The following is a 22242-nucleotide window of genomic DNA, read 5'->3' as shown; positions in this document are numbered from 1 at the left end:
GCGGATTGCGGGTTCAGCCGGCCATGCTGCCGTCGCCCGCTTTCGCGGCGCCGGAGGGCACCTTTGAAACCTGCGGCGCGGGCACGGTGAACTGCGTGCGGTACGTCTGGTCGCCGCAGGTCACGGTCAGCGGGTACGTCCCGGCCTGGGTACCCGGCTTGAGCGCGGCGTCGGCGCTGATGTTCGCGTCGGCGCCCATGAACGGGCCCGGGGTGTAGTTGGAGAAGGTCAGCGCCGGCGAGGAGAACGCCGGCGAAGCGCCTTCGCACTTGGCCAGCGCGACGTTCGGCGCGTCGCGGACGTACTTGTCGACCAGCGACTGGTTGATCGCGGTGTTGACGTTGAGCTGGACGCTGCCCTTCGCCGGCGCGGCGCTCGGCGTCGGACTGGGACTCTGCTGCTGCGCTTGCGCCGGCCCTGCCAGCATCGTCGCCCCGATCACCGCTGCCACAACGAAAACCACCGTCTTGCGCACCTTCGCACCCTTCGCGTCCTTCAGCCGTACAACCGACAAGACGCGACGGGATACGGCGGGGTTGCGTGCTTTCTCAGTCGAGATCGTCGTGACGCATGAGCTGGCGCCCGGCCTCGGTGATCGAGCCCGACAGCGACGGGTACACCGAAAATGTCAGTGCCAGGTGGTCCACTGTGAGCTGGTTCTGGACGGCGAGCGCGATGGGAAGGATGAGCTCGCTCGCCTGCGGCGCCACGACGACTCCACCGACGACCACGCCGGTGGCGGGGCGGCAGAACAGCTTCACGAAGCCTCGGCGGAGGCCCTCCATCTTCGCGCGCGCGTTGGTGGCCAGGGGCAGCATGATGGTGCGCGCGGGCACCTCGCCGGAGTCGATCGCCTGCTGGCTGATGCCGACGGTGGCGATCTCCGGGTGGGTGAACACGTTGGCGGCGACGGTCTTGAGCTTGATCGGCGCGACGCCCTCGCCCAGCGCGTGCCACATCGCGATGCGGCCCTGCATGCTCGCCACCGAGGCCAGCATGAGCAAGCCGGTGCAGTCACCGGCGGCGTAGATCCCCGGAACGGAGGTGCGCGAAACGCGGTCGACGGTGATGAAACCGCCGGGGCCGGGCGAGATGCCGACCTTGTCGAGGCCGATGTCCTTGGTGTTCGGGACCGACCCGACGGTCATCAGCGCGTGGCTGGCTTCGATCACGCGGCCGTCGGCGAGGAAGATCTCGACGCCCTTTTCGGTGCGCTCGACGCGGTCGGCGCGCGCCTGCTTCGCGACGGTCGTGCCGCGCTGCGAGAAGACCTCTTCGAGCACCGCGGCGGCGTCGGCGTCCTCGTGCGGGAGGACGCGGTCGCGGCTGGAGACGACGGTGACCTTGACGCCCATCTCGGTGTAGGCGGACGCGAACTCGGCGCCGGTGACGCCCGAGCCGATCACGGCGAGGTGCTCGGGCAGCTCATCGAGCTCGTAGAGCTGACGCCAGTCGAGGATGCGCTCGCCGTCGGGGACGGCGCCGGGCAGGACGCGCGGGGTGGCGCCGGTGGCGATCAGGACGACGTCGGCGGGCAGCTTCTCGGTGCCCTCGGACGTGGTCACGGCGACCTTGTGGGTCGCGAGGCCGGGCTCTTCGTCGCAGAAGCGGGCTTCGCCGACGATGACGCGGACGCCTTCGCGCTGGACGCGGGCGCGGATGTCGGCGGACTGCGCGAGCGCGAGGCCCTTCACCCGGCCGTGGACGGTCGGGAGGTCGATGCTCGTGTCGGCCATGTCGGTGTTGATGCCGAGCTCACTGAGGTCGTGCATCTTCGCCAGCGCGCCCGAACTCGCGATGAACGTCTTCGACGGGACGCAGTCGTAGAGGACGCACGCGCCACCCAGGCCGTCCCGCTCGACGATCGTGACGTCGGCCCCGTGCTGGGCTGCGACCAGCGCGGCTTCGTAGCCGGCCGGGCCCCCGCCCATGATCACGATCCTGGTCACCTGGGTCCTCCTCGGAGTGCGTGCGTGCGGTGCTCTCACCGTACGCGGCGGAGGTGACCGGACACTGAAGTGGGCGAACACGGCGAGTGCGTCCACTCGGGTCAGCGCGGGGTCGCTACGCTGTCGGCGTGCCGTTGTATGCCGCGTACGGATCGAACATGGAGCCCGCCCAGATGCTGGAGCGCGCGCCGCACTCTCCGATGGCCGGCAGCGGCTGGCTGGAGGGGTGGCGCCTGACCTTCGGCGGCGAGGACCTCGGCTGGGAAGGTGCCCTGGCGACGATCGTCGAGGACCCGGGTTCCCGGGTCTTCGTCGTGTTGTACGACGTGACGTCGCTGGACGAGACGGGCCTGGACCGCTGGGAAGGCGGCGAGCTGGGAATCCATAGCAAAATCCGCCTCCGGGTCCAAACGATGGACGGCTCGACGCTGGCCTGGCTGTACGTCCTGGACGCGTACGAGGGCGGCTTGCCTTCAGCGCGTTACCTGGGCGTACTGGCGGATGCCGCCGAGGCCGCCGGCGCTCCCGCCGACTACGTCGACGACTTACGCACCCGCCCCTGCTCCGGCATCACCGGCTAACGAGTTCCGGCTCCAATCACGCGAGTTACGTCCCCAATCACGCAGGTGACGGGCCTGATCACGCGAGTTACGCCGCTCGTCGCGCGAAGCATGTCTCCAGTTCAGCGAGCACCCGACTCGGGTCCCGGAGATCGGCCGCGGTCGCCCGGATCGTGACCCATCCCCGGCCGGCCAACCGCCGGTCGCGTTCGGCATCCCGCTCCAGCCGGTCCTCGTGAGCCACGAAGCCGTCGTACTCCAGCGCGATGCGGAGCGCCGGCCACGCGATGTCGAGCACGTACAACTTGCGGCCGTCGATGGCGGTGATCTCGAACTGCGCCTCCGGCACTGGGAACCCGGCCTCGACCACGACGAGCCGGAGGACGCTCTCCGGCGGCGATTCGGCCTTGCCTGTGGCGAGTGCCAAGAGCATCTGCGCCCTGTGGATACCTCGCTTGCTCCGACGGTCCAAAACCCGGTCACGGACGTTGTCGCGAAGCCTCTGGCAGTGGTCGGCCGAGAGCCCGCACATGGCCTGTTCGAGCGCGGCGAAGGCCGTTCGCTTGTCGCCGTCGCAGAGGAAATCGGCGAGGGCGAGGTCGAGCGAGAAGGCCGTGAGGCCGTCGAGTTCGACCACGTCGAAATCCGTGAATTCGGCTCGGTGGATGACCAACCCGGGCCTCGACTCCACCCGCCGAGCATAGGGCACGGTGAGGTGCACAGCGGTGTCGTCGATCGCCGAAATCCCATGCAGAGCAAGGGAAGTTGCGCCGGACAGAGCGGCAGGCGGACCTACGGCAATCAATGCGGCCTGGGCCCGCGTCGCAAGATTGAGCGCATCCGCCGCGTGGATGACCACGCCGCGCCACGGCTGCGCGAGCACGCCGGTCGCCAGCCCTTCGAGCACCGCTCGCCGTCCCAAGACCTTGTCAGCCTCGCGGCGTGAGACGGCTCCGTGTCGTCCTCCCCAAGTGATCACATCAACGAGAATGAGGCCCTTCGCCGATCATGGGAAGGGCCTCATTCTCGAACTGTGGATAACTCGGTCAGCCTGTGGACAACTTGTGTGCGTAACTCCGAACTCGCGTGCTTGAGGACGGAACTCGCGTGACTGGAGCCGGAACTCGTCAGGCGAGGGTGGTTAGGGCTGTGTGGACCAGGGTTCGGACTCCGCAGAGCAGGGCTCGCTCGTCGAGGATGAACGTGGGGCGGTGGATGTCGGACTGGGGTTCGGGCGAACCGGGCCAAACGCCCAAACGGGCGAAAGCTCCCTGGACGTGCTCCAGGTACCAGCCGAAGTCCTCGCCACCCGAGGACTGCTCTGTCGAGGCCACCGCGCCTTCGCCCAGGGCCGCGTCGACACCCGCGCGCATCAGGGCCGTCGACTCCGCGTCGGACACCACCGGCGGGACGCCTCGGCGGTAGTCCAGTGAGAAGCCCACCCCCGTCGGCGCCAGCAGGGACTCCACCGACGACGCCACCAGCGGCTCCAGCGACGTCCAGACCTCGTGGTCGGCCGTGCGCAGCGTGCCGCGCAGGACGCCGTCCTGCGGGACCGCGTTGGCCGCCTGGCCCGCGTGGACCGCGCCCCACACCAGCACCGTGCCGGAGCGCGGGTCGACGCGGCGGGAGAGCACCGCGGGCAGGGACGTGATCACCGTGCCCAGCGCGTGGACCAGGTCGGCCGTCAGGTGCGGGCGGGACGTGTGCCCGCCCGGCGACGTCAGCCGCAGCTCGATCAGGTCCGCCGCCGACGTCAGCGCGCCGACGCGCATCCCGACGCGGCCCACCTCGAGGCGCGGGTCCACGTGCAGGCCGTAGATCCGCTCGACGCCGTCCAGCGCGCCCGCCGCGATCATGTCCAGCGCGCCGCCGGGCATGACCTCCTCGGCGGCCTGGAAGATCAGCCGGACGCGGCCGGGCAGCTCCGGCGCGCCGGCCAGCGCGCGGGCCGCGCCCAGCAGGATCGCCGTGTGGGCGTCGTGGCCGCACATGTGGGCCGCGCCCTCGACGGTCGACGCGTAGGGCAGCCCGGTCGCCTCGGTGAGCGGCAGGGCGTCCATGTCCGCGCGCAGCGCCACGCACCGCTCGCCGCTGCCGATGTCGCAGACGACGCCGGTGCCGCCGGGCAGCACCCACGGCTTGAGCCCGACGGAACGCAGCAGCGTGACGACCAGTTCCGTCGTCGCGAACTCGTGCCGTGACAGCTCCGGGTGCGCGTGGATGTGCCGGCGCCAGGCGAGTACGTCGGTCGCGTTGGCGCGCAGCCAGTCGTCGAGCCAGAACGGGCCACGGCCCGCACCAAGGTCCTCCACGGGAGCCATGCTTACGCCAGCTTCGGAAATGAGCGCTTCGGACCCCTCCATGGGGTTGATGATGCGCCCGTGGGGGTCGCCTGGAACGTCCGGTCGTGAGTCGAGCACCGTCACGCCGCACCTCCTCCCGCAACACGGGTAACCCGGGCAGCGGCTGGGGTCACGCAACGTGCCGATCGATCTGTCGTACGCATTTGCAGACGATCGTGCACCATGCAGGCGGCAACGCGCGCCTCGAAAACCGCCGTCCTAGATGGCCGGTACCGGATCTGCGTTGAACGGCGTGCAGTAGTTCGGCAAAGCCGAAGGCCTCAGGAGCTCTTGGCTTTCTTCGAACGGACTCGCCTGCCCCAGATGACGATGCCGAGCAGTGCCACCGCGACCACGCCCGCGATCAGCTTGTTCTTGGTCTTTTCGGTGTTCGCCTTGTCCGTCTGGGCCGGATCGAGGACCGGGCCCGGCGGTTGCGTCTGCGCCGGGACCAGCGCGACGGGCGCGTGCGCCACCGCCACCGTCACGGCAGCCGGTCGCACCGGTTCGGCGGACGCCGGCGACGCGGTGAACACGACCGCGCCCAGCACCCCGGCCAGGACCAGAACCCGCAGTTTCGCCATGTCATCCCTTCGCCACCACCAGGCATTCTCCCCGCGGAACGCCGGTGCGTCAGCCACCACGCGGTGGACCGAACGCGTCGAGGATCCGCTGAGCACCGAGGGTAGCCGTCAGCTCACCGTCCCGCACCGCCCGCTCGACGTCGGGAACGACCGTTCGCACGTCCGGATGTGCCGCCAGGCGACTCAGCAGCTGTTCGCGCACCATCGCCCACGTCCAGTCGACCTGTTGCCGGCGACGCCGCTCGTCGAGCTCGCCGGACGCCGTGAGCGTGTCGCGGTGCTTCTCGATCGCGCCCCAGACCTCGTCCAGCCGCAGGTTGTGCAGGCCGCTGCAGGTCAGCACGGGCGGCGTCCACGACGCTTCGGGCCCGTAGATCATCCGCAACGCGCCCGAGAGCTCCCGCGCCGCGCGGCGAGCGTCCCGCTCGTGGTCGCCGTCGGCCTTGTTGACGGCGATGACGTCGGCGAGCTCCAGCACGCCCTTCTTGATGCCCTGGAGCTGGTCACCCGTGCGCGCGAGCGTCAAGAAGAGAAAGCAGTCGACCATGTTCGCGACGGTCACTTCGGACTGTCCAACCCCGACGGTCTCGACCAGCACGGTGTCGTAACCGGCGGCTTCCATCAGCACGATCGTCTCGCGCGTCGCCCGCGCGACGCCGCCCAGCGTCCCCGACGTCGGCGACGGACGGATGAACGCCCGTTCGTCGACCGCCAGGCGCGCCATCCGGGTCTTGTCGCCGAGGATCGACCCGCCGGTGCGCGTCGACGACGGGTCGACCGCCAGCACGGCGACGCGGTGCCCGGCCGAAGTCAGGTCGGTGCCCAGCTGGTCGATGAATGTCGACTTGCCGACACCGGGTACGCCCGTGATGCCGATCCGCCGCGCGCCACCGGCCGAGGGCAGCAGCTCGACCAAAAGCTCCTGCGCCAACGCCCGGTGGTCCTCCCGCTGCGACTCGACCAGCGTGATCGCCTTCGACAGCGTCCCGCGGTCCCCCGCCAGCACGCCCTTGGCGTAGGCGGTGACGTCGATCTTGCGCGGCAAGGGTCAGGACTCCTGCGCCGTCAGCTGGCCGAGCAGGTCGATGGCCGCATCCGCGAGCACCGTGCCGGGCCCGAAGATCGCGGCCGCGCCGGCTTCGCGCAGCGCCGGGTAGTCCTGCGGCGGGATGACGCCGCCGACCACGACCATGATGTCCTCGCGGCCCAGCTCGGCGAGCTCGTGGCGCAACGCGGGCACCAGCGAAAGGTGCCCGGCGGCCAACGAGGACACGCCGACGACGTGCACGTCCGCCTCGATCGCCTGCCGCGCCACCTCGGCCGGGGTGGAGAACAGCGGGCCGACGTCGACGTCGAAGCCGATGTCGGCGAAGCCGGTGGCGATCACCTTCTGGCCGCGGTCGTGGCCGTCCTGGCCCATCTTCGCGACGAGGATCCGGGGCCGGCGCCCTTCCTCCGCGGCGAACTCTTCGACCAGCTGACGGGCCTTTTCGACGTTCTGCGACTTACCCACCTCTTCGCGGTAGACGCCCGAAATCGTCCGGATCTGCCCGGAGTGCCGGCCCCAGAGCTTCTCGAGCGCGTCGGAGATCTCGCCGACGGTGGCCTTCGCGCGGGCCGCGTTGATGCCCAGCTCCAGCAGGTTCCCGCCGTTTCCGGCGCCCTCGGTGAGCCGTCGCAACGCGTCCTCGGTGGCCGCGGAGTCGCGTTCGGAGCGCAGCCGCCGCAGCTTCTCCAACTGCTGCGTCCGCACGCCGGCATTGTCCACTTTGAGCACTTCGATGTCTTCGTCGCCCGTGACCTGGTACTTGTTGACGCCGATGACCGGCTGCCGTCCGGAGTCGATCCGCGCCTGTGTACGGGCCGCGGCCTCCTCGATGCGCAGCTTCGGGATGCCCGCGTCGATCGCCTTGGCCATGCCGCCGGCCTGCTCGACCTCGCTGATGTGGCCCCACGCCTTGCGTGCGAGGTCGTAGGTCAGCTTCTCGACGAAGGCGCTGCCGCCCCACGGGTCGATCACGCGAGTGGTGCCGGACTCCTGCTGCAGCAGCAGCTGGGTGTTGCGGGCGATGCGCGCGGAGAAGTCGGTCGGCAACGCGAGGGCCTCGTCGAGGGCGTTGGTGTGCAGCGACTGCGTGTGCCCCTGGGTCGCGGCCATCGCCTCGACGCAGGTGCGGACGACGTTGTTGTAGACGTCCTGCGCGGTCAGCGACCAGCCCGACGTCTGCGAGTGCGTCCGCAGCGAGAGCGACTTCTGCGACTTCGGGTCGAAGCCCTTCACGAGCTTCGCCCACAGGAGACGCGCCGCGCGCAGCTTCGCGACCTCCATGAAGAAGTTCATGCCGATCGCCCAGAAGAACGACAACCGGGGCGCGAACTTGTCGACGCCCAGCCCGGCGTCGACGCCGGAGCGGAGGTACTCGACGCCGTCGGCCAGCGTGTAGGCCAGCTCTAGGTCGGCGGTCGCCCCGGCCTCCTGCATGTGGTAGCCGGAGATGGAGATCGAGTTGTACTTCGGCATGTGCTGCGAAGTGAAGGAGAAGATGTCGGAGATGATCCGCATCGACGGCTGCGGCGGGTAGATGTAGGTGTTGCGGACCATGAACTCCTTGAGGATGTCGTTCTGGATGGTCCCCGCGAGCTGCTCCGGCTTCACCCCCTGCTCCTCGGCCGCGACGACGTACAGCGCGAGCACCGGCAGCACCGCGCCGTTCATCGTCATCGACACGGACATCTTGTCCAGTGGAATGCCGTCGAAGAGCTGCCGCATGTCGTAGATGGAGTCGATCGCGACGCCCGCCATCCCGACGTCGCCGGAGACGCGCGGGTGGTCGGAGTCGTAGCCGCGGTGGGTGGCCAGGTCGAAGGCGACCGAGAGGCCCTTCTGCCCGGCCGCGAGGTTGCGCCGGTAGAAGGCGTTGGACTCCTCGGCGGTGGAGAACCCGGCGTACTGGCGGATGGTCCACGGCTGGTTGACGTACATCGTCGGGTACGGCCCGCGCAGGAACGGCGCGATCCCGGGGTACGTGCCGAGGAAGTCCACATCGGACAGGTCGGCGGCGGTGTAGACCGGCTTGACGCCGATGCCCTCGGGCGTCTCCCAGGCCAGCGCGTCCGGGCCCTTGCCGGTGGCTTCCTGCACGGCCTTGGCCCAGGCGTCGCGGTCGGCCGGCTCGGGCGAACCGAGGTCGACGTCGGCGAAGTTCGGGATGGTCATCGCGAAACTCCCAGCTTGGCGTGCAGACCGGTCAGGACTTCCAGGGCGTCGCACCCGGCGAAGACGTTGCCGTCGACGCCGTCGAACGTGCCCTTTCCGGCCAGTAGTACGTGTTCGGCTCCCAACGCGGCCGCCACCTCGGCAGCCTGGGCCGCGTAAGCGTCGTCAGTGCCGCAGATGCAAGCGATCTTCGCCCCGCTCGAGCGGAACGCACCGGGCAGGTCGTCCGTCGCACCCGGGTTGACGGCTTCGATCCCGCCCGCCTGGAAGAGGTTGGCGGCGAAGCCGGCGCGCGCGGTGTGCGCGGCAACCGGTCCCAAAGTGGCCAGGAAGACCTTCGGCCGCTCACCGTGCGAAGCGAGGTACGCGTCCGAAGCGTCGCGAAGTGCTTCGAAGCCTTCGGCGTACCGATGCCGTGGCAACCCGCCCTCCACAGTGGACGCCAGTGGTTCCCTGGTCACCGGCTTCTCGGCCAGGTTCGGGAACTCGCTGACGCCGGTGAGCGGGTCGCGTCGCGTGGCGATCCGCTTCGAGCGCTTGTCCCAGGTCGCAGCCAGCCGCCCGGCCAGCGCGCCGGAGGACAGCTCGGCGACCAGGCCGCCCGCGCCCTCGATGGCGGTGAACTTGGCCCAGGCGGCGTGCGCGAGGTCGTCGGTCAGCTTCTCGACGTACCAGGAGCCGCCCGCCGGGTCGGCCACGCCGGCCAGCTTGGACTCCTCCAGCAGCACGGCGTGGGTGTTGCGGGCGATCCGCGCGGAGAACGGGTCGGGACGGCCGATCGCGGCGTCGAACGGCAGCACCGTGACCGCGTCCGCGCCGCCGACGCCCGCGCCGAAGCAGGCGACCGTCGTGCGCAGCATGTTCACCCAGGGATCGCGCCTGGTCAGCATCGACGGCGACGTCACGGCGTGCTGGCGCATCGGCGACGAGAAGCCGCACACCTCGGCGACGCGGGCCCACAACCGGCGGGCCGCCCGCAGCTTCGCGATGGTGGAGAACTGGTCGGCGGTCGCGGCGATCCGGAACTCCAGCTGGCCGGCTGCGGCTTCGGCGTCGAGACCGGCGTCCGTCAATGAACGCAGGTACGTGACACCGGCGGCGACGAGCACGCCCAGCTCCTGCGCGTCCGACCCGCCCGCTTCGTGGAACGGCAAGCCGTCAGCGACGATCGTGCGCACCTTCGGGTACTTCGCGGCGACACGCACGGCCAACGCGGCGGCCGGTTCCAGCGCGACGGCCGAGCCGGTGCGCGCCGCGAGCCCGATCGGGTCGGCACCCAGCACGGCGGTGGCTTCGCTCGCCGGGATCTCGCGCTCGTCGAAAAGCTCGAACAGCGCTTCCGCCGCGGCTTCGAACGAAGCTCCGGCGTCCAGCACGACCGGCGCCAGGTCGAGGTAGACCTCGTTGAGCGCGTCGGCCAGCGACGCGGGCGGGACGGACAGCCAGATCGACGTCACGCCGCCTTCGAGGTCGGCGAGGATGGCCTTGTTGACCTCACGCGCGTCTTCGCCGGTGAAGCGGGCGCGGACGTCCCAGCCCGTGCTGATCTGGCCTTCCGGACGGGACCCGCGCACGAACGGCGGCAGTCCCGGGAACCCGGTTTCGCCGGGTACGTCCTCGGCCGTGTACAGCGGCTGGATCTCGATCCCGTCGTAGGTCCGCGTGACGAGCTTGCTCTCCGGGGCACCCGTGAAGTCCTCGGGCAACCTGCCGCTCTTGCGCAAAACCCCGGCCACGAGCTCCTGCCACTGCTCGCGTGTCGCCTGGGGAAACTCGGCCGCAAGGTCGAGTTCGGAGATCGGCACTGACTCCGGACCGGCCACTTCAGTCATACCCAGTGATGGTAGAGGCACGGGCCGCGCCGGACCTGTGACTCTAGTCGCGCCCCTAGGCAGATAAGGGCGAGCCGGGTACGACACAATCAGGGGGTGCCCCCCTCCAGCGAAGAGACACGACTGGTCGCCGGTCGCTACCGGCTGCGCTCGGTGCTGGGTTCGGGGTCGATGGGCACCGTCTGGTCGGCCTACGACGAGTTCCTGCACCGCCAGGTGGCCGTCAAGGAGATGAAGGTGCCGCCGGGCATCCCCTCTTCGCAGGCCGACGAGCTGCGGGAACGCACCCTGCGCGAGGCCCGCGCGATCGCTGTCCTGTCTCACCCGAACGTGATCATCCTGCACGACGTCGCCCGCGAGGACGACCAGCCGTTCGTGGTGATGGAGCTGCTGCCCTCGCGCAGCCTGGCGCACATCCTGCGCGACCACGGGCCGCTGACCGTCGGGCAGGCCGCCGCGGTCGGCATCGCCGTCGCCTCCGCGCTGGAGGCAGCGCACGCCGCCGGGATCACCCACCGCGACGTCAAGCCGGGCAACGTCCTGGTCGCCAGCGACGGCCGGATCAAGCTGACCGACTTCGGCATCGCGCGCAACGTCTCCGAAGCCACCATGACCCGCACCGGGATCATGCTCGGCTCCCCCGCCTACATCGCGCCGGAGGTCGCCTCCGGCGGCGCCGTCACGCCGGCCGCAGACCTCTGGGGCCTCGGCGCGACGCTGTTCGCCGCGGTCGAAGGCGCGCCGCCGTACGACGCCGACGGCGACCCGCTGGAGACCGTCGGCAAGGTCGTCAACGGCAAGGTGCCCAAGCCGAAGGCCGGGCCGCTGGCCGACGTCATCTCCGCGCTGATGAAGAAGGAGCCGGAGCGGCGGATCACGCTGCGCGAGGTCCGGTACCGGCTGTACCCGCTGCAGACGAAGACGCCGCTCGACCTGTTCGGGCCGGATCTGTTCCGCACCCCGGACGGCAAGAAGACGTCCGCGCAGCCGGACGCGTCCGACACCCAGGTGATCAAGACCGTCCTGCCCGAGAAGGCGGAGAAGAAGGCCGAGGGGTCGAGCAGCGAGCTCGCCACCGACCCGGGCCCGCTGCCGTTCCTGCGGCCGCCTGCCCCGGCACCGGCGCCCGCCCCCGCGCCGGAACCGGCGACGCTGTTCGTCGCGCCGCCGCGGCCGGCCGGGCGGCGCACCGCCCGCGCGAGCGCCGTGCTCGTCGCCGTGGCGATCCTGCTCTTCCTGCTCGCCGCGGGCGGCGGGTTCGCGCTGGCCAGGACGGTCGGCGGGCAGTCGCTGCTGCCTCCGGCGGCCGAGCCGGCAGGCACGTCGAACGGGCCCACCCAGGTGCCGCCGCCGACGCTGGTGAAACAGACCGGCAACGGCAGCGTGCTGATCAACGACGGCGGGCAGTACACCCTCGACGTGCCGGAGGGCTGGCAGAAGTTCGTCGCCCCGCACAACACGAAGTTCGGGCTGAGCCTGGCCGTCCAGTACGTCTCGCCGGACGGGCGGCGGTCCCTGCGCCTGGAGCGGCTGGCGAAGTACTTCGACCAGACCGACGGCTACGACGACTACACCGCCTGGCTGCGGCAGTCCTACCCGGTCAACGCGATCGAATTCTTCCCGGTCGAGGCGCCCCCGGACGGCAAGGGCGCGACGCTGGGCTACCGCCTGGGCGAGGGCGGCACGCTCCCCCAGGGCGACGGCAGCAGCGGGGGCACCCGCGTGACGTTCGTGAAGATGGTCCAGGCCGGCACGAGCCTGTGGGTCCTGTCGGTCACCGTGCCGGTCGAGCAGGAGAGCGCGGGCCAGAACGACGTCTTCGACCGCGTCGCGCCCACGCTGCAGGTTTCGGACTAAGGAGCGCGGCCCAGGACCTCGCGGGAGAGGTGCTCCTGTGCGAGGTGGCGCAGGCCGGTGAAGATCCGGTCGCCCAGGACCGTCGCGGCCAGGCCCGCCTCGATGATCTTGTCGAACGACGTCAGGCCCGTCACGACCTCGACGTCCAGCTCGGCCACGCGCAGCGCCAGCGCGAAGTACTCGTCCAGGCGTTCGGCGAGCTTCTCGTGCCCGAGCTCCTTCGCCGTCGCGAGTGCGGCGATCAGGTTGCCGACCGCCCGGTTCTCCGATCCGTGCCACTTCCAGCCGTAGCGGTGGGAGAGGTCCTGCAGGAGCGCGGTCGCCCACTCGGCAGCTTCCTCGGACACCTTCGGCGGGTCGCCGGCCAGCTCTTCCTGGACGACGCCCATCGTCTCGTGCGGGGTGGCGTCGCCGTCGATCGCCTGGAGGACGGCGCCGACCGAGGCCAGCGGCAGGCCGCCGACCTCCGTGAGCGCCTTGACCAGCCGGAGCCGCTGGACGTGGTCCGCCGAATACCGGGCCTGGTTGGGGCTCGTGCGCTCGCCCGGCGGCAGCAGGCCTTCGCGCAGGTAGTACTTGACGGTCGCGACCGGCACACCCGACTCGGCGCTCAGTTCGGCCATCCGCATGCGCATCCGCTCCGATCCCAGGGTCGGCCTCCGGGGCAACCCTGAAGACTTCTCAGTATGGATAGCTTAACTTCCCATAACGGAGAGCTTGACTATCCATTCTGGGAGGGAACCATGACCATCCTTGCCGACGTCCGGAGCAGAACGCGCGGGTGGCACCGGCCGTCCGCGCTGGCGGCCACCACCCTGGGGGTGGTGGCGGTGCTGTGCGTCGCCGCGCTGCTCGTCGACCAGCGGACCCTCGAAGGCGCCCCGATCTGGGCGAAGCCGTTCAAGTTCGCGGTGTCGGGCGCGCTCTACTTCCTCACCTGGAGCTGGCTCGTCTCGCTGCTGCCGCGGTTCCGGCGCACGGCGAACTGGCTGACGAACTTCCTGGTGGTCGTCTTCGCCGCCGAGTACGTCCTGCTGGTCTTCCAAGCGGTGCGCGGGCGCGCCAGCCACTTCAACATGGCGACGCCGGAGGACGCCGCGATCTACAACGTCATGGGCAAGATGATCATCGGGTTGTGGGTCGCGACGTTCGCGCTGACCGTGCTGGTGATGTTCACGAAGCTCGAGGACCGGGCGAGCTTCTGGGCCGTGCGCGCCGGCGCCGTCCTGTCGCTGGCGGGGATCACGCTGGGCATCCTGATGACGAACCCGACCGCGCAGCAGCTCGCGCAGTGGCAGACCGGCGGGAAGCCGGACATGGTCGGCGCGCACACCGTCGGGCTCGCCGACGGCGGCCCCGGCCTGCCGATCCTGGGCTGGAGCACGGTCGCCGGCGACCTGCGGATCCCGCACTTCGTCGGGATGCACGCGCTGCAGCTGCTGCCGTTGCTGGCCATCGCGCTGACAGCGCTGGCCCCGCGCTTCGCCCGGCTGCGCGACGGCGTCGTCCGCACGCGGCTCGTCCTGATCGGCGCGGCCGGGTACGCGGGACTGACCGCGCTGGTCACCTGGCAGGCGCTGCGGGCGCAGTCGATCGTGCACCCGGACGCGGTGACGCTGGGCGCGTTCGCGCTGCTGGTGGCGGCCGTCGGGCTGGGGTCGTGGGCGGCGGTGCGCGTCCGATGACCCTCTTCGGCCTGGCGTTCCCGCTGGCGGCGCCGTTCTGGGCACTGCTGATCCTGGCACCGAAGTGGCGGTGGACCGCGCGGATCATGGCGTCACCGTGGGTGCCGCTGCTGCCGCTCGTCAGCTACTTCGCGCTCGTGGTGCCGCACCTCGGCGAATGGGGCCGGGCGATGCTCTCGCCCGACCTCGGCGTGCTGCAGACGTTGCTGGCCACGCCGTGGGGCGCCGGGCTCGTCTGGGCGCACCTCATCGCGTTCGACCTGTTCATCGCGCGGTGGATGTACTTCGAGGCGCGGACGCGGGAGATCTCGCCGTGGATCGTCAGCCCGATCCTGGTGCTGACGATCTTCCTCTCGCCGTTCGGGCTGGTGGTGTTCCTCGTGGTGAGGAGCGTCCGGATACGCTCCCTCGCATGAGTGAACACGAGGCCGCGGCCGCCATCGCCAAGCGCACCGGCGTGGACGCGCACGACATCGCGGTGGTCCTGGGATCGGGCTGGCGCCCGGCGGCGGACGTCATCGGGGAGTGCGAGACGGAGATCCCGTTCGCCGAACTGCCCGGCTTCACCCCGCCCGGCGCGGTGGGCCACGGCGGCACCATCCGCTCGCTGAAGATCGGGGACAAGAACGTCCTGGTGCTGCTCGGGCGGACGCACTTCTACGAGGGCAAGGGCATCGACCCGGTGGTGCACAACGTGCGCACCGCCGCGGCGGCCGGCGTCCGGACGGTGCTGCTGACGAACGCGGCCGGCGGGCTGCGCCAGGGTTTCCAGGTGGGTCAGCCGGTGCTGATCTCCGACCACCTGAACCTGACCGCGCGCTCGCCGATCGTCGGCGCGAACTTCGTCGACCTGACCGACCTGTACTCGGCGCGGCTGCGGAAGGTCGCGCAGGAGATCGACCCGTCGCTGGAGGAAGGCGTCTACGCGGGCCTGACCGGGCCGCACTTCGAGACGCCGGCCGAGATCCACATGCTGCGCACGCTGGGCGCGGACCTCGTCGGCATGTCGACGGTCCTGGAGGCCATCGCGGCGCGCGCGGCCGGCGTCGAGGTGTTCGGCCTGTCGCTGGTGACGAACCTGGCCGCCGGGATGACCGGTGAGCCGCTGAACCACGAAGAGGTCCTGGAAGCGGGCCGCGCGGCCGCGACCCGGATGGGCTCCCTGCTGCGCGAGCTCGTCACCCGCGCCTGACCCGCCAAGACAGCACTTTCACGTGAAAGTGGTCCGGAGACTTGTCCTCCGCCTCACTTTCACGTGAAAGTGCGCTTTGGCTCAGGCGAAGGTGGGGAGCTGGGCGGCCACCTCGGCCGGGGACGGCATCGCCGCGACCTCGGCCGCGAGCTGCCGGGTCGCGTCGCGCACCGAGGTGTCGGTGAGCAGGTGACGGGCCTTCGTGGCCACGGCCTCCGCGGTGACCTCGGCGGCGAGCAACCGCGAACCGACGCCGGCCGCGACGACCGCGTCCGCGTTGCTGAACTGGTCCGCGCCCTGCGGCAGGAGCAGCTGCGGCAGGGCCGCGCCGAACGCGCCGAGGGTCGTGCCGCTGCCGCCGTGGTGGACCACCAGGTCGACGTGCGGAAGCAGCTCCGACTGCGGCACCCAGGACTCGAGCCGGACGTTGGCCGGCACCTCGCCGAGCGCCGCCGGGTCGACCGTCGGACCCGTCGCCACCAGGACGTCGACGTCCAAACCGGACAGACCGGCGATCGCCGCGCCCAGCACACCCGCGTGGCCCATCGCCGTCCCGAGCGTCAGGTAGACCAGCGGCCGCGAGCGCTCCAGCACCCCCGCGGGCAGCTCGCCCGGCTCGCTCCAGCCGACCGGCCGCAGCGGGACGCGCGTCGAGCGCGCCAGGAACCCCGGATCCTGCACCGACTCCGGGCAGATGTCGACGAACGGACCCGCGAACGCCAGGTCCTCACCGACTTCGATGCCCAGTCCGGCGCCGTGCGCGCGGATCGCGTCACGGATCTTCGTCACCATCGGGTCGTCGCTCGACACCCGGCCGAACCCGTGCGCCACCACGGGGATCCCGGCCTTCATCGCGGCGAACGCGCCACCCGAGTTGCCGGCCTCGCTGACGACGAGGTCGGGCCGGAAACGCGAGAACAGCGGCAGCAGATCGGCGACGAACCGCTGCGGCATGAGCTCGCCGAACACCTTCGCGACGATCGGCCCCAGCACCTCCGGCGGGACCTCGCCGGGCGGGCGCCGGGGACCGTCCGGACCCGACTGCCCGGCTTCGGCGAACGCCCGGCCGAAGGCGTAGCGGATCGCGAGCCCGGCCGCCGCCGTCTCGAGCCCGGCTTTCGTCAGCTGTGGCAGGAAATCTTCCGAAGTGGCGAAGACGACGTCGTGGCCCGCGTCGCGCGCGGCGACCGCCAGCGGGACGAGCGGGAACGTGTGACCGAAGGACCCCAGTGAGGTGAAGAGCAAGCGCACTCCCCCGACCCTAGCCCGTAGGCTGGCGCGGTGACTTCGACCTCCACGCTGCGTGACGCCGCGTTCCGCTGGATCGCCGACGACCCGGACGACAGCACCCGCGCCGAACTGCAGGACGTCCTCGCCCGCGCGATGGGTGGCGAGGCCGGTGCGGCCGGCGAACTGGCCGACCGGATGGCCGGGCCCCTGGAGTTCGGCACCGCCGGCCTGCGCGGGCCGGTGCGCGCGGGGCCGAACGGGATGAACGTCGCCGTCGTCACCCGGACGACGGCGGGCGTCGCGGAATGGCTGACGGCGCACGGGCACGCGGGCGCGCTGGTCGTCATCGGTCGCGACGCGCGGCACGGCTCGGAAGCCTTCGCGACCGCGGCCGCCGAGGTGCTCGTCGCAGCGGGCTTCGACGTCAAGGTGTTCCCGAAGCCGCTGCCGACACCGGTGCTCGCGTTCGCCGTCGGCCGGCTCGGCGCGGTGGCCGGGATCCAGATCACCGCGTCGCACAACCCCCCGGCCGACAACGGCTACAAGCTCTACGACGCGACCGGCGGCCAGATCGTCCCGCCGTCCGACGGCGAGATCGAGCGCGCCATCCAGGCCGCGCCCGCCGCGGTGAGCGTGCCGCGGGCGCCCGGTGCCGAGGTCGTCGACCTGCTGGACGCCTACCTCGACGAGGTCGCGACGCTGCCGATGGGAGCCGAGCGCGCGGTGCGGGTGGCCGCGACGGCGCTGCACGGCGTTGGCGCCGACACGCTGCGCGCGGCGTTCGAGCGGGCCGGATTCACCGACCTGCACCTGGTCGGCGACCAGGCCGCGCCGGACCCCGACTTCCCGACCGTGTCGTTCCCGAACCCGGAAGAGCCGGGCGCGACCGACCTGCTGCTGGCGCTCGCGTCCGATGTGGACGCCGACCTGGCCGTCGCTCTCGACCCGGACGCCGACCGGTGCGCGCTGGGTGTGCGGGACTCCAGCGGCGAGTGGCGGATGCTGCGCGGCGACGAGACCGGCGTGCTGCTCGGCTCGTACGTCCTGTCCACAGTGGACCGCACCTTGCTGCCCGACCCGCTGGTCGCGACGACGATCGTCTCGTCGTCAATGCTCGGCGAGATCGCGAAGGCCGAAGGCGCCCGCTACGCCGAGACGCTGACCGGGTTCAAGTGGCTGGTCCGCGCCGGCGAAGGGCTCGTGTTCGCCTACGAAGAAGCGCTCGGCCTGTGCGTGAACCCGGGCTTCGTGCGCGACAAGGACGGCATCGCCGCCGCGACGCTGGCGGCCGGCTACACCGCGCGGCTGAAGGCCGAGGGCCGCACGCCGCTGGACGTGCTCGACGAGCTGGCGCGGCGCCACGGCGTCCACCTCACCGACCAGGTTTCGCTGCGGGTCACGGATCTCGCGGTCCGCGGGCAGCTGATGGCGAAGGTGCGGGAGACGCCGCCGGCCGAGCTGGGCGGCGTCGAGGTGACCCTGGAAGACCTGCTGCCGGACGCGGACGTCCTGCGCCTGACCGGCGAAGGGCTGCGCGTGGTGATCCGCCCGTCCGGCACCGAGCCGAAGCTGAAGGCGTACCTGCAGGTCGTGGCACCGGTGACGGGTTCGCTCGCCGAGGCTCGCGCTGCCGCGAACGCCAAGCTGACCGCGTTGCGGACGGCCGTCGAGGAGCTGCTCGCCTGATGCCGAGGCTGCTGATCGTGCACCACACGCCGTCGCCGTCGACGCAGGCGCTGTTCGAGGCGGTGCTGGCCGGCGCGACGCACCCGGACATCGAAGGGGTGGAGGTGGTCCGCCGGGCGGCACTGGGGGCGGGAGTCCCCGACGTCCTCGAGGCCGACGGCTACCTGCTGGGCACGCCGGCGAACCTGGGCAGCATGAGCGGTGCGCTGAAGCACTTCTTCGACACCGTCTACTACCCGTGCCTGGACGCGACGCGCGGCCGGCCGTTCGGCTACTGGATCCACGGCAACAGCGACACGTCGGGAACGGAACGCCAGCTGCTCTCCATCACCACCGGCTTGGGCTGGGAGAAGGTGGCGGAGCCGGTGGTGACCACGGGCGACCCGGACAAGAAGACCTTGGAGGCGTGCACCGAACTGGGCGGCACCCTGGCCGCGACGCTGATGTCCTGAGAAAGTAAGGGGCCTGTCACCGGAAGCCCTGGGGGTCGACCTCCGGCAACAGGCCGTGGCCAGGGGATCGCCGCGAGGGCGTTCGACCTTGGCAGCTGAAGCGTACTACAGACCGAGGATCATGACGAGCCGGCGGACATGACAGCCTCTCGTCTTGCTGTTCTGTACACCCCCAGGGTACGGAGAGCAAGACGAGAGGCGCGACAACTGTAAACCACTGCATACGATAGCTGTCAACATGTGCGTACAGTGGTTTCCCGGCTAGAATTTTCACGGTGGAAACCTAGGGGGCGGGTATGGCACGGGAACGCACTTTCGCGGAACGCCTGAGCGCCCTGATCGAGGCCGCTCGGGTGGACGGCCGCGCGCCGCACAGCTACCGGGAGATCTCGGCCGCGGTCGAGCGGGCAGGCGGGCCGGCGATGTCGCCCGCCTACCTGCAGCAGCTGGCCACGGGCAAGCGCGTCAACCCGAAGATCCACTATGTTGAGGCACTGGCGAGGCTGTTCGGCGTGCCCGTGACGTACTTCTTCGACGAAGAAGCAGCCGCGCCCCCGGCCGGGGAAGCGCAGCTGATGGCGATGCGGGCACAGGAACTCTCGCCGCAGGGCCGGCGGCAGGTGATGGACCTGCTGGAACTGGTGGAGCGCTACGAACGGGCCGAACGCGAAGGCCGGAACCCGGAGGACGCGGCGCGATGAGGGAACGGGAGCTGCGCCGCCGCTGCCGCAAGCTGCTGAAGCAGCTCGACATCGGCCCGCCGCTCGACGTCGAGGTGCTGTGCGCGCGGCTGGGGGACCAACGGGGGAAGCCGATCCGGCTGATGGCCTACCCGCTGGAAGTGCCGGGGCCGTTCGGCTGCTGGATCGCGACGTCGTCGGCGGACTACATCTTCTACCAGGCCGAAACGACGAAATCCCACCAGGACCACATCATCCTGCACGAGCTCGGGCACATGCTGGCCGACCACCACCCGCACGGCGACGCCGAGCCGGCGGACTTCCTGCGCGGGCCCGCTCCGGATCTTGACCCGGATGCAGTACACCGCGCACTGCGCCGGACGTCCTACGATGACGCGCACGAGTGGGAAGCCGAGACCGTAGCGACCATCATCCTCGAGTGGGCGTCGGTCCTGAACTACACGATCCCGCGGCGTGCTGCGGACCGGGATCTCCGCCGGATCCAGGGGACGCTCGGCGATCACCAAGGGTGGTTGTGAGCACACTTTTCACCGATCCGGCCAAAAGCAGGCCGGACCTCGGAGCGGCACGTGACCTTTACTGCGAAAGCTATCCGGCCGTGACTGTGGCCGGATCGGTGAAGAAAGGCACAGCAGCCCCGTGAACGTTCTCGCGATGGTGCTGTTCGCCGCTGCTTTGGCGTGGCGGATCTACCAGGTGCAGCGCGCACCGACGGTGCCGAACTGGGCCGTCACGGCGTGCATCGCCGGGTTCGCCGCGGCGTTCCTGCTGCAGCAGACGGTCGTTTCCGACGAAATCGACGCGGTCTTCGGCCGCGGCGCGGCGCGCGTGGCCAACAACGCGCTGCTGGCGTGCGCCGTGTGCGCGCTGGTGATCTTCTTCCTCGGCTCGACGCTGGGCCCGCGGCGCTACCGCCGGGTGGTGGTGGAGCTGGTGCCGCTGGCCGCGGCGATCACGCTGATGGTCGTCACGATGGCCGTGACGGCGCCGGAGCTGCGCGGGCTCCCGCTCGGGCCCTCGACGATCCACGACTCCGGGGTCGCGGTGTTCTACCTCGGCGCCGGGCTCTACCTGATCTACGGCCTGATCGCCTGCACGGCGTGGATCGTACGCTACCTGCGGGTGGCCGACCGGCACCTGCGGATCGGGCTGCGGATGGGCGCGGCCGGCATGGCCTGCGCGGCCGTGGGCAGCATCTTCCGCGCGCTGTACATCGTGGTGGCGTGGGCGTTCGGCCCGGTCGTCAAGATCCTGCTGCTGCTCGGGGTGCCGTTCGTGATCGTCGGCGGGATGCTGTTCCTGCTCGGCGTCACCTACCCGGGCGTCAGCGCGCGCGTGTCGGCGTTGCGCCGGCGCCGCCAGCACCGCCGCGAACACCAGGCACTCGGTCCCTTGTGGACGGTCCTGGTCCAGGCGTTCCCCAGCATCGTGCTGCGGACGCCACCGCGCCGGCGCAGCGAACTCCTTTCCCCGCGCAGCATCCACCGGGTGCACTACCGCCGCGTGATCGAGATCCGGGACGGCCTGGTGCAGCTGTCGCCGTACCTGACCGCGGACTTCGGCGAGGTCGTCGCCACCGATCCCGGTGCCGCCGCGGCCGCGTTGAAGACGGCGCTGGCGCGGCACGCGGCCGGCGAGGAGAGCGACGGCCACGCCAAGCAGGTCCTGCCGGCACCGGCGGACGACATGGAATCGGACGTGCGGCCGCTGCTCGCGCTGTCGGCGGCGATGGAGAGCGGAGCGTGACGTGGACACCCTGATCACCGCGGGCCGGGTGCTGCCGCGGCCGTCGGCGCCGGTCGAAGACGGTGCCGTGCTGGTGCGCGACGGGGTGATCGTGGCGGCCGGGCCGCGCGCGGACGTCGTCGCACAGGCGGCGCCGGACGCCGCGCGGCACGACTTCCCCACCGGCACCGCACTGGCCGGGTTGTTCAACGTCCACGTGCACCTGGCTTTCGACGCTTCCCGCGAGATGCTGGCGCATTTCCAGGCCGGCTCTCTCCTGGAGGGCGCGCGTTCGCGGCTGTCGTCGATGCTGCGCAGCGGCGTCACGACGGTGCGGGACCTCGGCGACCGCGACCACCTGGGCGCGGCGGTCCGCCGGTCGTTCGCCGGTTCGGTCGCGCCCCGGCTGCTGGTGTCGGGGCCGCCGATCACCGTCCCGGACGGACACTGCCACTTCTTCGGCGGCGCGGTCGCTTCCGATGATGCGATCCGCGCGCTGATCGACGCGAACGCGGCGGCGGGCGCGGACGTGATCAAGGTGATGGCCAGCGGCGGCCAGATCACCGAGGGCGGCGCGGACATGTGGGAATCCCAGTTCTCCGAACGCGAACTGGCATTGGTGGTGTCCCACGCGGCTTCCCACGGGTTGCCGGTGGCGGCGCACGCCCACGGCGCGGACGCGATCGAGGCGGCGGTGTCGGCCGGGGTGTCGACGGTCGAGCACTGCAGCTTCCTGACCGGGCCGCGGTCGTTCGACCGCCGCGAGCCCGTGGCCAAGCGGATGGCCGCCGACGGCATTTCGGCGTGCTCGACGAGCAGCCGCAACTGGCGGACGATCGTCGAGAAGCTGGGCGACGAGGTGGCCCAGGCGATGTACGGGCGGCTGCCGTGGCTGGAGGAGCACGGGGTCCGGCTGCTCGCGGGCACGGACGCGGGGTTGCCGGGGTCGGTGTTCGACGACCCGGTGGGGGCGCTGGAGCTGTACGAGTGGCTCGGGTTTCCTCGGCGGCGGATCCTGGAGATCGCCACGTGTGACTCCGCGGAGGGGCTTGGGCTCGGTGAGGTGACCGGGCGGCTCGAGCCGGGCTTGGCGGCGGATGTGCTCGTCGTCGAAGGTGACCCGCTCGCGTCGCTCGCCGCGCTTCGGAACCCGCTCTTGGTGCTCGCCGAGGGCCGCGAAGCCTGAGGCTGCGGCGCTAGGGGCCTTTCACGCTGGTTCGACGGCCC

At 71.0% G+C, this 22242-nt stretch carries 21 protein-coding genes; 11 read left to right on the top strand and 10 right to left on the bottom strand.

The features are described 5' to 3' along the window. Nucleotides 1-13 precede the first annotated feature (13 nt). Nucleotides 14-475 (bottom strand): hypothetical protein, encoded by a 462-nt coding sequence (locus QQ657_RS42485; RefSeq protein WP_434056834.1) that lies wholly within the window; start codon nt 473-475, stop codon nt 14-16. Between the two features lie 73 nt (nt 476-548). After that, on the bottom strand, nt 549-1949 hold the full coding sequence (locus QQ657_RS42480) for an NAD(P)H-quinone dehydrogenase (protein ID WP_284748031.1): 1401 nt from the start codon (nt 1947-1949) through the stop codon (nt 549-551). 128 nt (nt 1950-2077) lie between these two features. On the opposite strand from QQ657_RS42480, the gene QQ657_RS42475 reads away from it, so the two are divergent. Beyond that, entirely contained in the window at nt 2078-2530 is a 453-nt protein-coding gene (locus QQ657_RS42475) for a gamma-glutamylcyclotransferase (protein WP_284748030.1), read from the top strand. Nucleotides 2531-2597: 67 nt separating this feature from the next. On the opposite strand, the gene QQ657_RS42470 is transcribed toward QQ657_RS42475, so the two are convergent. From QQ657_RS42470 to QQ657_RS42445, 6 genes are all read right to left on the bottom strand, one after another. Continuing rightward, nucleotides 2598-3431, bottom strand: coding sequence for an endonuclease domain-containing protein (locus tag QQ657_RS42470; RefSeq protein ID WP_284748066.1), 834 nt, complete (start codon nt 3429-3431; stop codon nt 2598-2600). 205 nt (nt 3432-3636) lie between these two features. Then, the gene (locus QQ657_RS42465) at nt 3637-4938 is read right to left on the bottom strand and encodes an amidohydrolase (RefSeq protein ID WP_284748029.1); all 1302 of its coding nucleotides are present in this window, start codon (nt 4936-4938) and stop codon (nt 3637-3639) included. Between the two features lie 197 nt (nt 4939-5135). Beyond that, the gene (locus QQ657_RS42460) at nt 5136-5438 is read right to left on the bottom strand and encodes a hypothetical protein (RefSeq protein ID WP_284748028.1); all 303 of its coding nucleotides are present in this window, start codon (nt 5436-5438) and stop codon (nt 5136-5138) included. Nucleotides 5439-5487: 49 nt separating this feature from the next. Then, on the bottom strand, nt 5488-6483 hold the full coding sequence (gene meaB, locus QQ657_RS42455; protein WP_284748027.1) for a methylmalonyl Co-A mutase-associated GTPase MeaB: 996 nt from the start codon (nt 6481-6483) through the stop codon (nt 5488-5490). A gap of 3 nt (nt 6484-6486) precedes the next feature. Then, entirely contained in the window at nt 6487-8655 is a 2169-nt protein-coding gene (scpA, locus tag QQ657_RS42450) for a methylmalonyl-CoA mutase (RefSeq protein ID WP_284748026.1), read from the bottom strand. Further along, entirely contained in the window at nt 8652-10487 is a 1836-nt protein-coding gene (locus QQ657_RS42445) for a methylmalonyl-CoA mutase family protein (RefSeq protein ID WP_284748025.1), read from the bottom strand. Before QQ657_RS42445 ends, scpA begins: the two co-directional genes overlap by 4 nt. Before the next feature lie 123 nt (nt 10488-10610). Here QQ657_RS42445 and QQ657_RS42440 point away from each other — a divergent pair, with 123 nt between their 5' ends. Continuing rightward, entirely contained in the window at nt 10611-12344 is a 1734-nt protein-coding gene (locus tag QQ657_RS42440; protein ID WP_434056835.1) for a serine/threonine-protein kinase, read from the top strand. Here QQ657_RS42440 and QQ657_RS42435 read toward each other — a convergent pair. Further along, nucleotides 12341-12979 carry a MerR family transcriptional regulator gene (locus QQ657_RS42435; RefSeq protein WP_284748023.1) on the bottom strand — a complete coding sequence of 213 codons (639 nt, stop codon included), beginning with the start codon at nt 12977-12979 and terminating at the stop codon, nt 12341-12343. The two genes, QQ657_RS42440 and QQ657_RS42435, sit on opposite strands and share 4 nt — an antisense overlap. Before the next feature lie 108 nt (nt 12980-13087). Here QQ657_RS42435 and QQ657_RS42430 point away from each other — a divergent pair, with 108 nt between their 5' ends. Genes QQ657_RS42430 through QQ657_RS42420 form a run of 3 tightly spaced genes read left to right on the top strand, consistent with a single transcriptional unit; the run spans nt 13088 to nt 15221 of the window. Then, nucleotides 13088-14029: a hypothetical protein gene (locus QQ657_RS42430; RefSeq protein ID WP_284748022.1), complete on the top strand. Its 942-nt coding sequence runs from the start codon at nt 13088-13090 to the stop codon at nt 14027-14029. Next, entirely contained in the window at nt 14026-14445 is a 420-nt protein-coding gene (locus QQ657_RS42425; protein WP_284748021.1) for an ABA4-like family protein, read from the top strand. Before QQ657_RS42430 ends, QQ657_RS42425 begins: the two co-directional genes overlap by 4 nt. Further along, entirely contained in the window at nt 14442-15221 is a 780-nt protein-coding gene (locus QQ657_RS42420; protein WP_284748020.1) for a purine-nucleoside phosphorylase, read from the top strand. The genes QQ657_RS42425 and QQ657_RS42420 overlap by 4 nt, the downstream gene beginning before the upstream one ends. Before the next feature lie 81 nt (nt 15222-15302). On the opposite strand, the gene QQ657_RS42415 is transcribed toward QQ657_RS42420, so the two are convergent. Next, the gene (locus QQ657_RS42415; RefSeq protein WP_284748019.1) at nt 15303-16472 is read right to left on the bottom strand and encodes a glycosyltransferase; all 1170 of its coding nucleotides are present in this window, start codon (nt 16470-16472) and stop codon (nt 15303-15305) included. A 30-nt stretch (nt 16473-16502) separates the two neighbouring features. On the opposite strand from QQ657_RS42415, the gene QQ657_RS42410 reads away from it, so the two are divergent. The 6 genes from QQ657_RS42410 (at nt 16503) to QQ657_RS42385 (ending at nt 22201) form a co-directional block, all read left to right on the top strand. After that, complete coding sequence (locus tag QQ657_RS42410) at nt 16503-18137, top strand: phospho-sugar mutase (RefSeq protein WP_284748018.1); 1635 nt, start codon at nt 16503-16505, stop codon at nt 18135-18137. Then, complete coding sequence (locus QQ657_RS42405) at nt 18137-18589, top strand: flavodoxin family protein (RefSeq protein ID WP_284748017.1); 453 nt, start codon at nt 18137-18139, stop codon at nt 18587-18589. The genes QQ657_RS42410 and QQ657_RS42405 overlap by 1 nt, the downstream gene beginning before the upstream one ends. Nucleotides 18590-18885: 296 nt before the next feature. Next, entirely contained in the window at nt 18886-19290 is a 405-nt protein-coding gene (locus QQ657_RS42400) for an exosome complex component (RefSeq protein WP_284748016.1), read from the top strand. Further along, the gene (locus QQ657_RS42395; protein WP_284748015.1) at nt 19287-19808 is read left to right on the top strand and encodes a hypothetical protein; all 522 of its coding nucleotides are present in this window, start codon (nt 19287-19289) and stop codon (nt 19806-19808) included. Before QQ657_RS42400 ends, QQ657_RS42395 begins: the two co-directional genes overlap by 4 nt. A gap of 136 nt (nt 19809-19944) precedes the next feature. Beyond that, nucleotides 19945-21036 carry an MAB_1171c family putative transporter gene (locus QQ657_RS42390; RefSeq protein ID WP_284748065.1) on the top strand — a complete coding sequence of 364 codons (1092 nt, stop codon included), beginning with the start codon at nt 19945-19947 and terminating at the stop codon, nt 21034-21036. Nucleotide 21037: 1 nt separating this feature from the next. Beyond that, nucleotides 21038-22201 (top strand): amidohydrolase family protein, encoded by a 1164-nt coding sequence (locus QQ657_RS42385; protein WP_284748014.1) that lies wholly within the window; start codon nt 21038-21040, stop codon nt 22199-22201. Nucleotides 22202-22242 lie beyond the last annotated feature (41 nt).

It is taken from the genome of Amycolatopsis ponsaeliensis, from assembly GCF_030182635.1.
Lineage (GTDB): Bacteria > Actinomycetota > Actinomycetes > Mycobacteriales > Pseudonocardiaceae > Amycolatopsis > Amycolatopsis ponsaeliensis.
Note: the sequence above shows the minus strand (reverse complement) of the source record. Positions and strands in the feature narration are given on the sequence as shown.

Coding starts and splice junctions, on each gene's coding strand:
- QQ657_RS42460 (WP_284748028.1), bottom strand. CDS start 5,438: ATGGCGAAACTGCGGGTTCTGGTCCTGGCCGGGGTGCTGGGCGCGGTC.
- scpA (WP_284748026.1), bottom strand. CDS start 8,655: ATGACCATCCCGAACTTCGCCGACGTCGACCTCGGTTCGCCCGAGCCG.
- QQ657_RS42445 (WP_284748025.1), bottom strand. CDS start 10,487: ATGACTGAAGTGGCCGGTCCGGAGTCAGTGCCGATCTCCGAACTCGAC.
- QQ657_RS42435 (WP_284748023.1), bottom strand. CDS start 12,979: ATGCGCATGCGGATGGCCGAACTGAGCGCCGAGTCGGGTGTGCCGGTC.
- QQ657_RS42430 (WP_284748022.1), top strand. CDS start 13,088: ATGACCATCCTTGCCGACGTCCGGAGCAGAACGCGCGGGTGGCACCGG.
- QQ657_RS42425 (WP_284748021.1), top strand. CDS start 14,026: ATGACCCTCTTCGGCCTGGCGTTCCCGCTGGCGGCGCCGTTCTGGGCA.
- QQ657_RS42420 (WP_284748020.1), top strand. CDS start 14,442: ATGAGTGAACACGAGGCCGCGGCCGCCATCGCCAAGCGCACCGGCGTG.
- QQ657_RS42405 (WP_284748017.1), top strand. CDS start 18,137: ATGCCGAGGCTGCTGATCGTGCACCACACGCCGTCGCCGTCGACGCAG.
- QQ657_RS42400 (WP_284748016.1), top strand. CDS start 18,886: ATGGCACGGGAACGCACTTTCGCGGAACGCCTGAGCGCCCTGATCGAG.
- QQ657_RS42395 (WP_284748015.1), top strand. CDS start 19,287: ATGAGGGAACGGGAGCTGCGCCGCCGCTGCCGCAAGCTGCTGAAGCAG.
- QQ657_RS42390 (WP_284748065.1), top strand. CDS start 19,945: ATGGTGCTGTTCGCCGCTGCTTTGGCGTGGCGGATCTACCAGGTGCAG.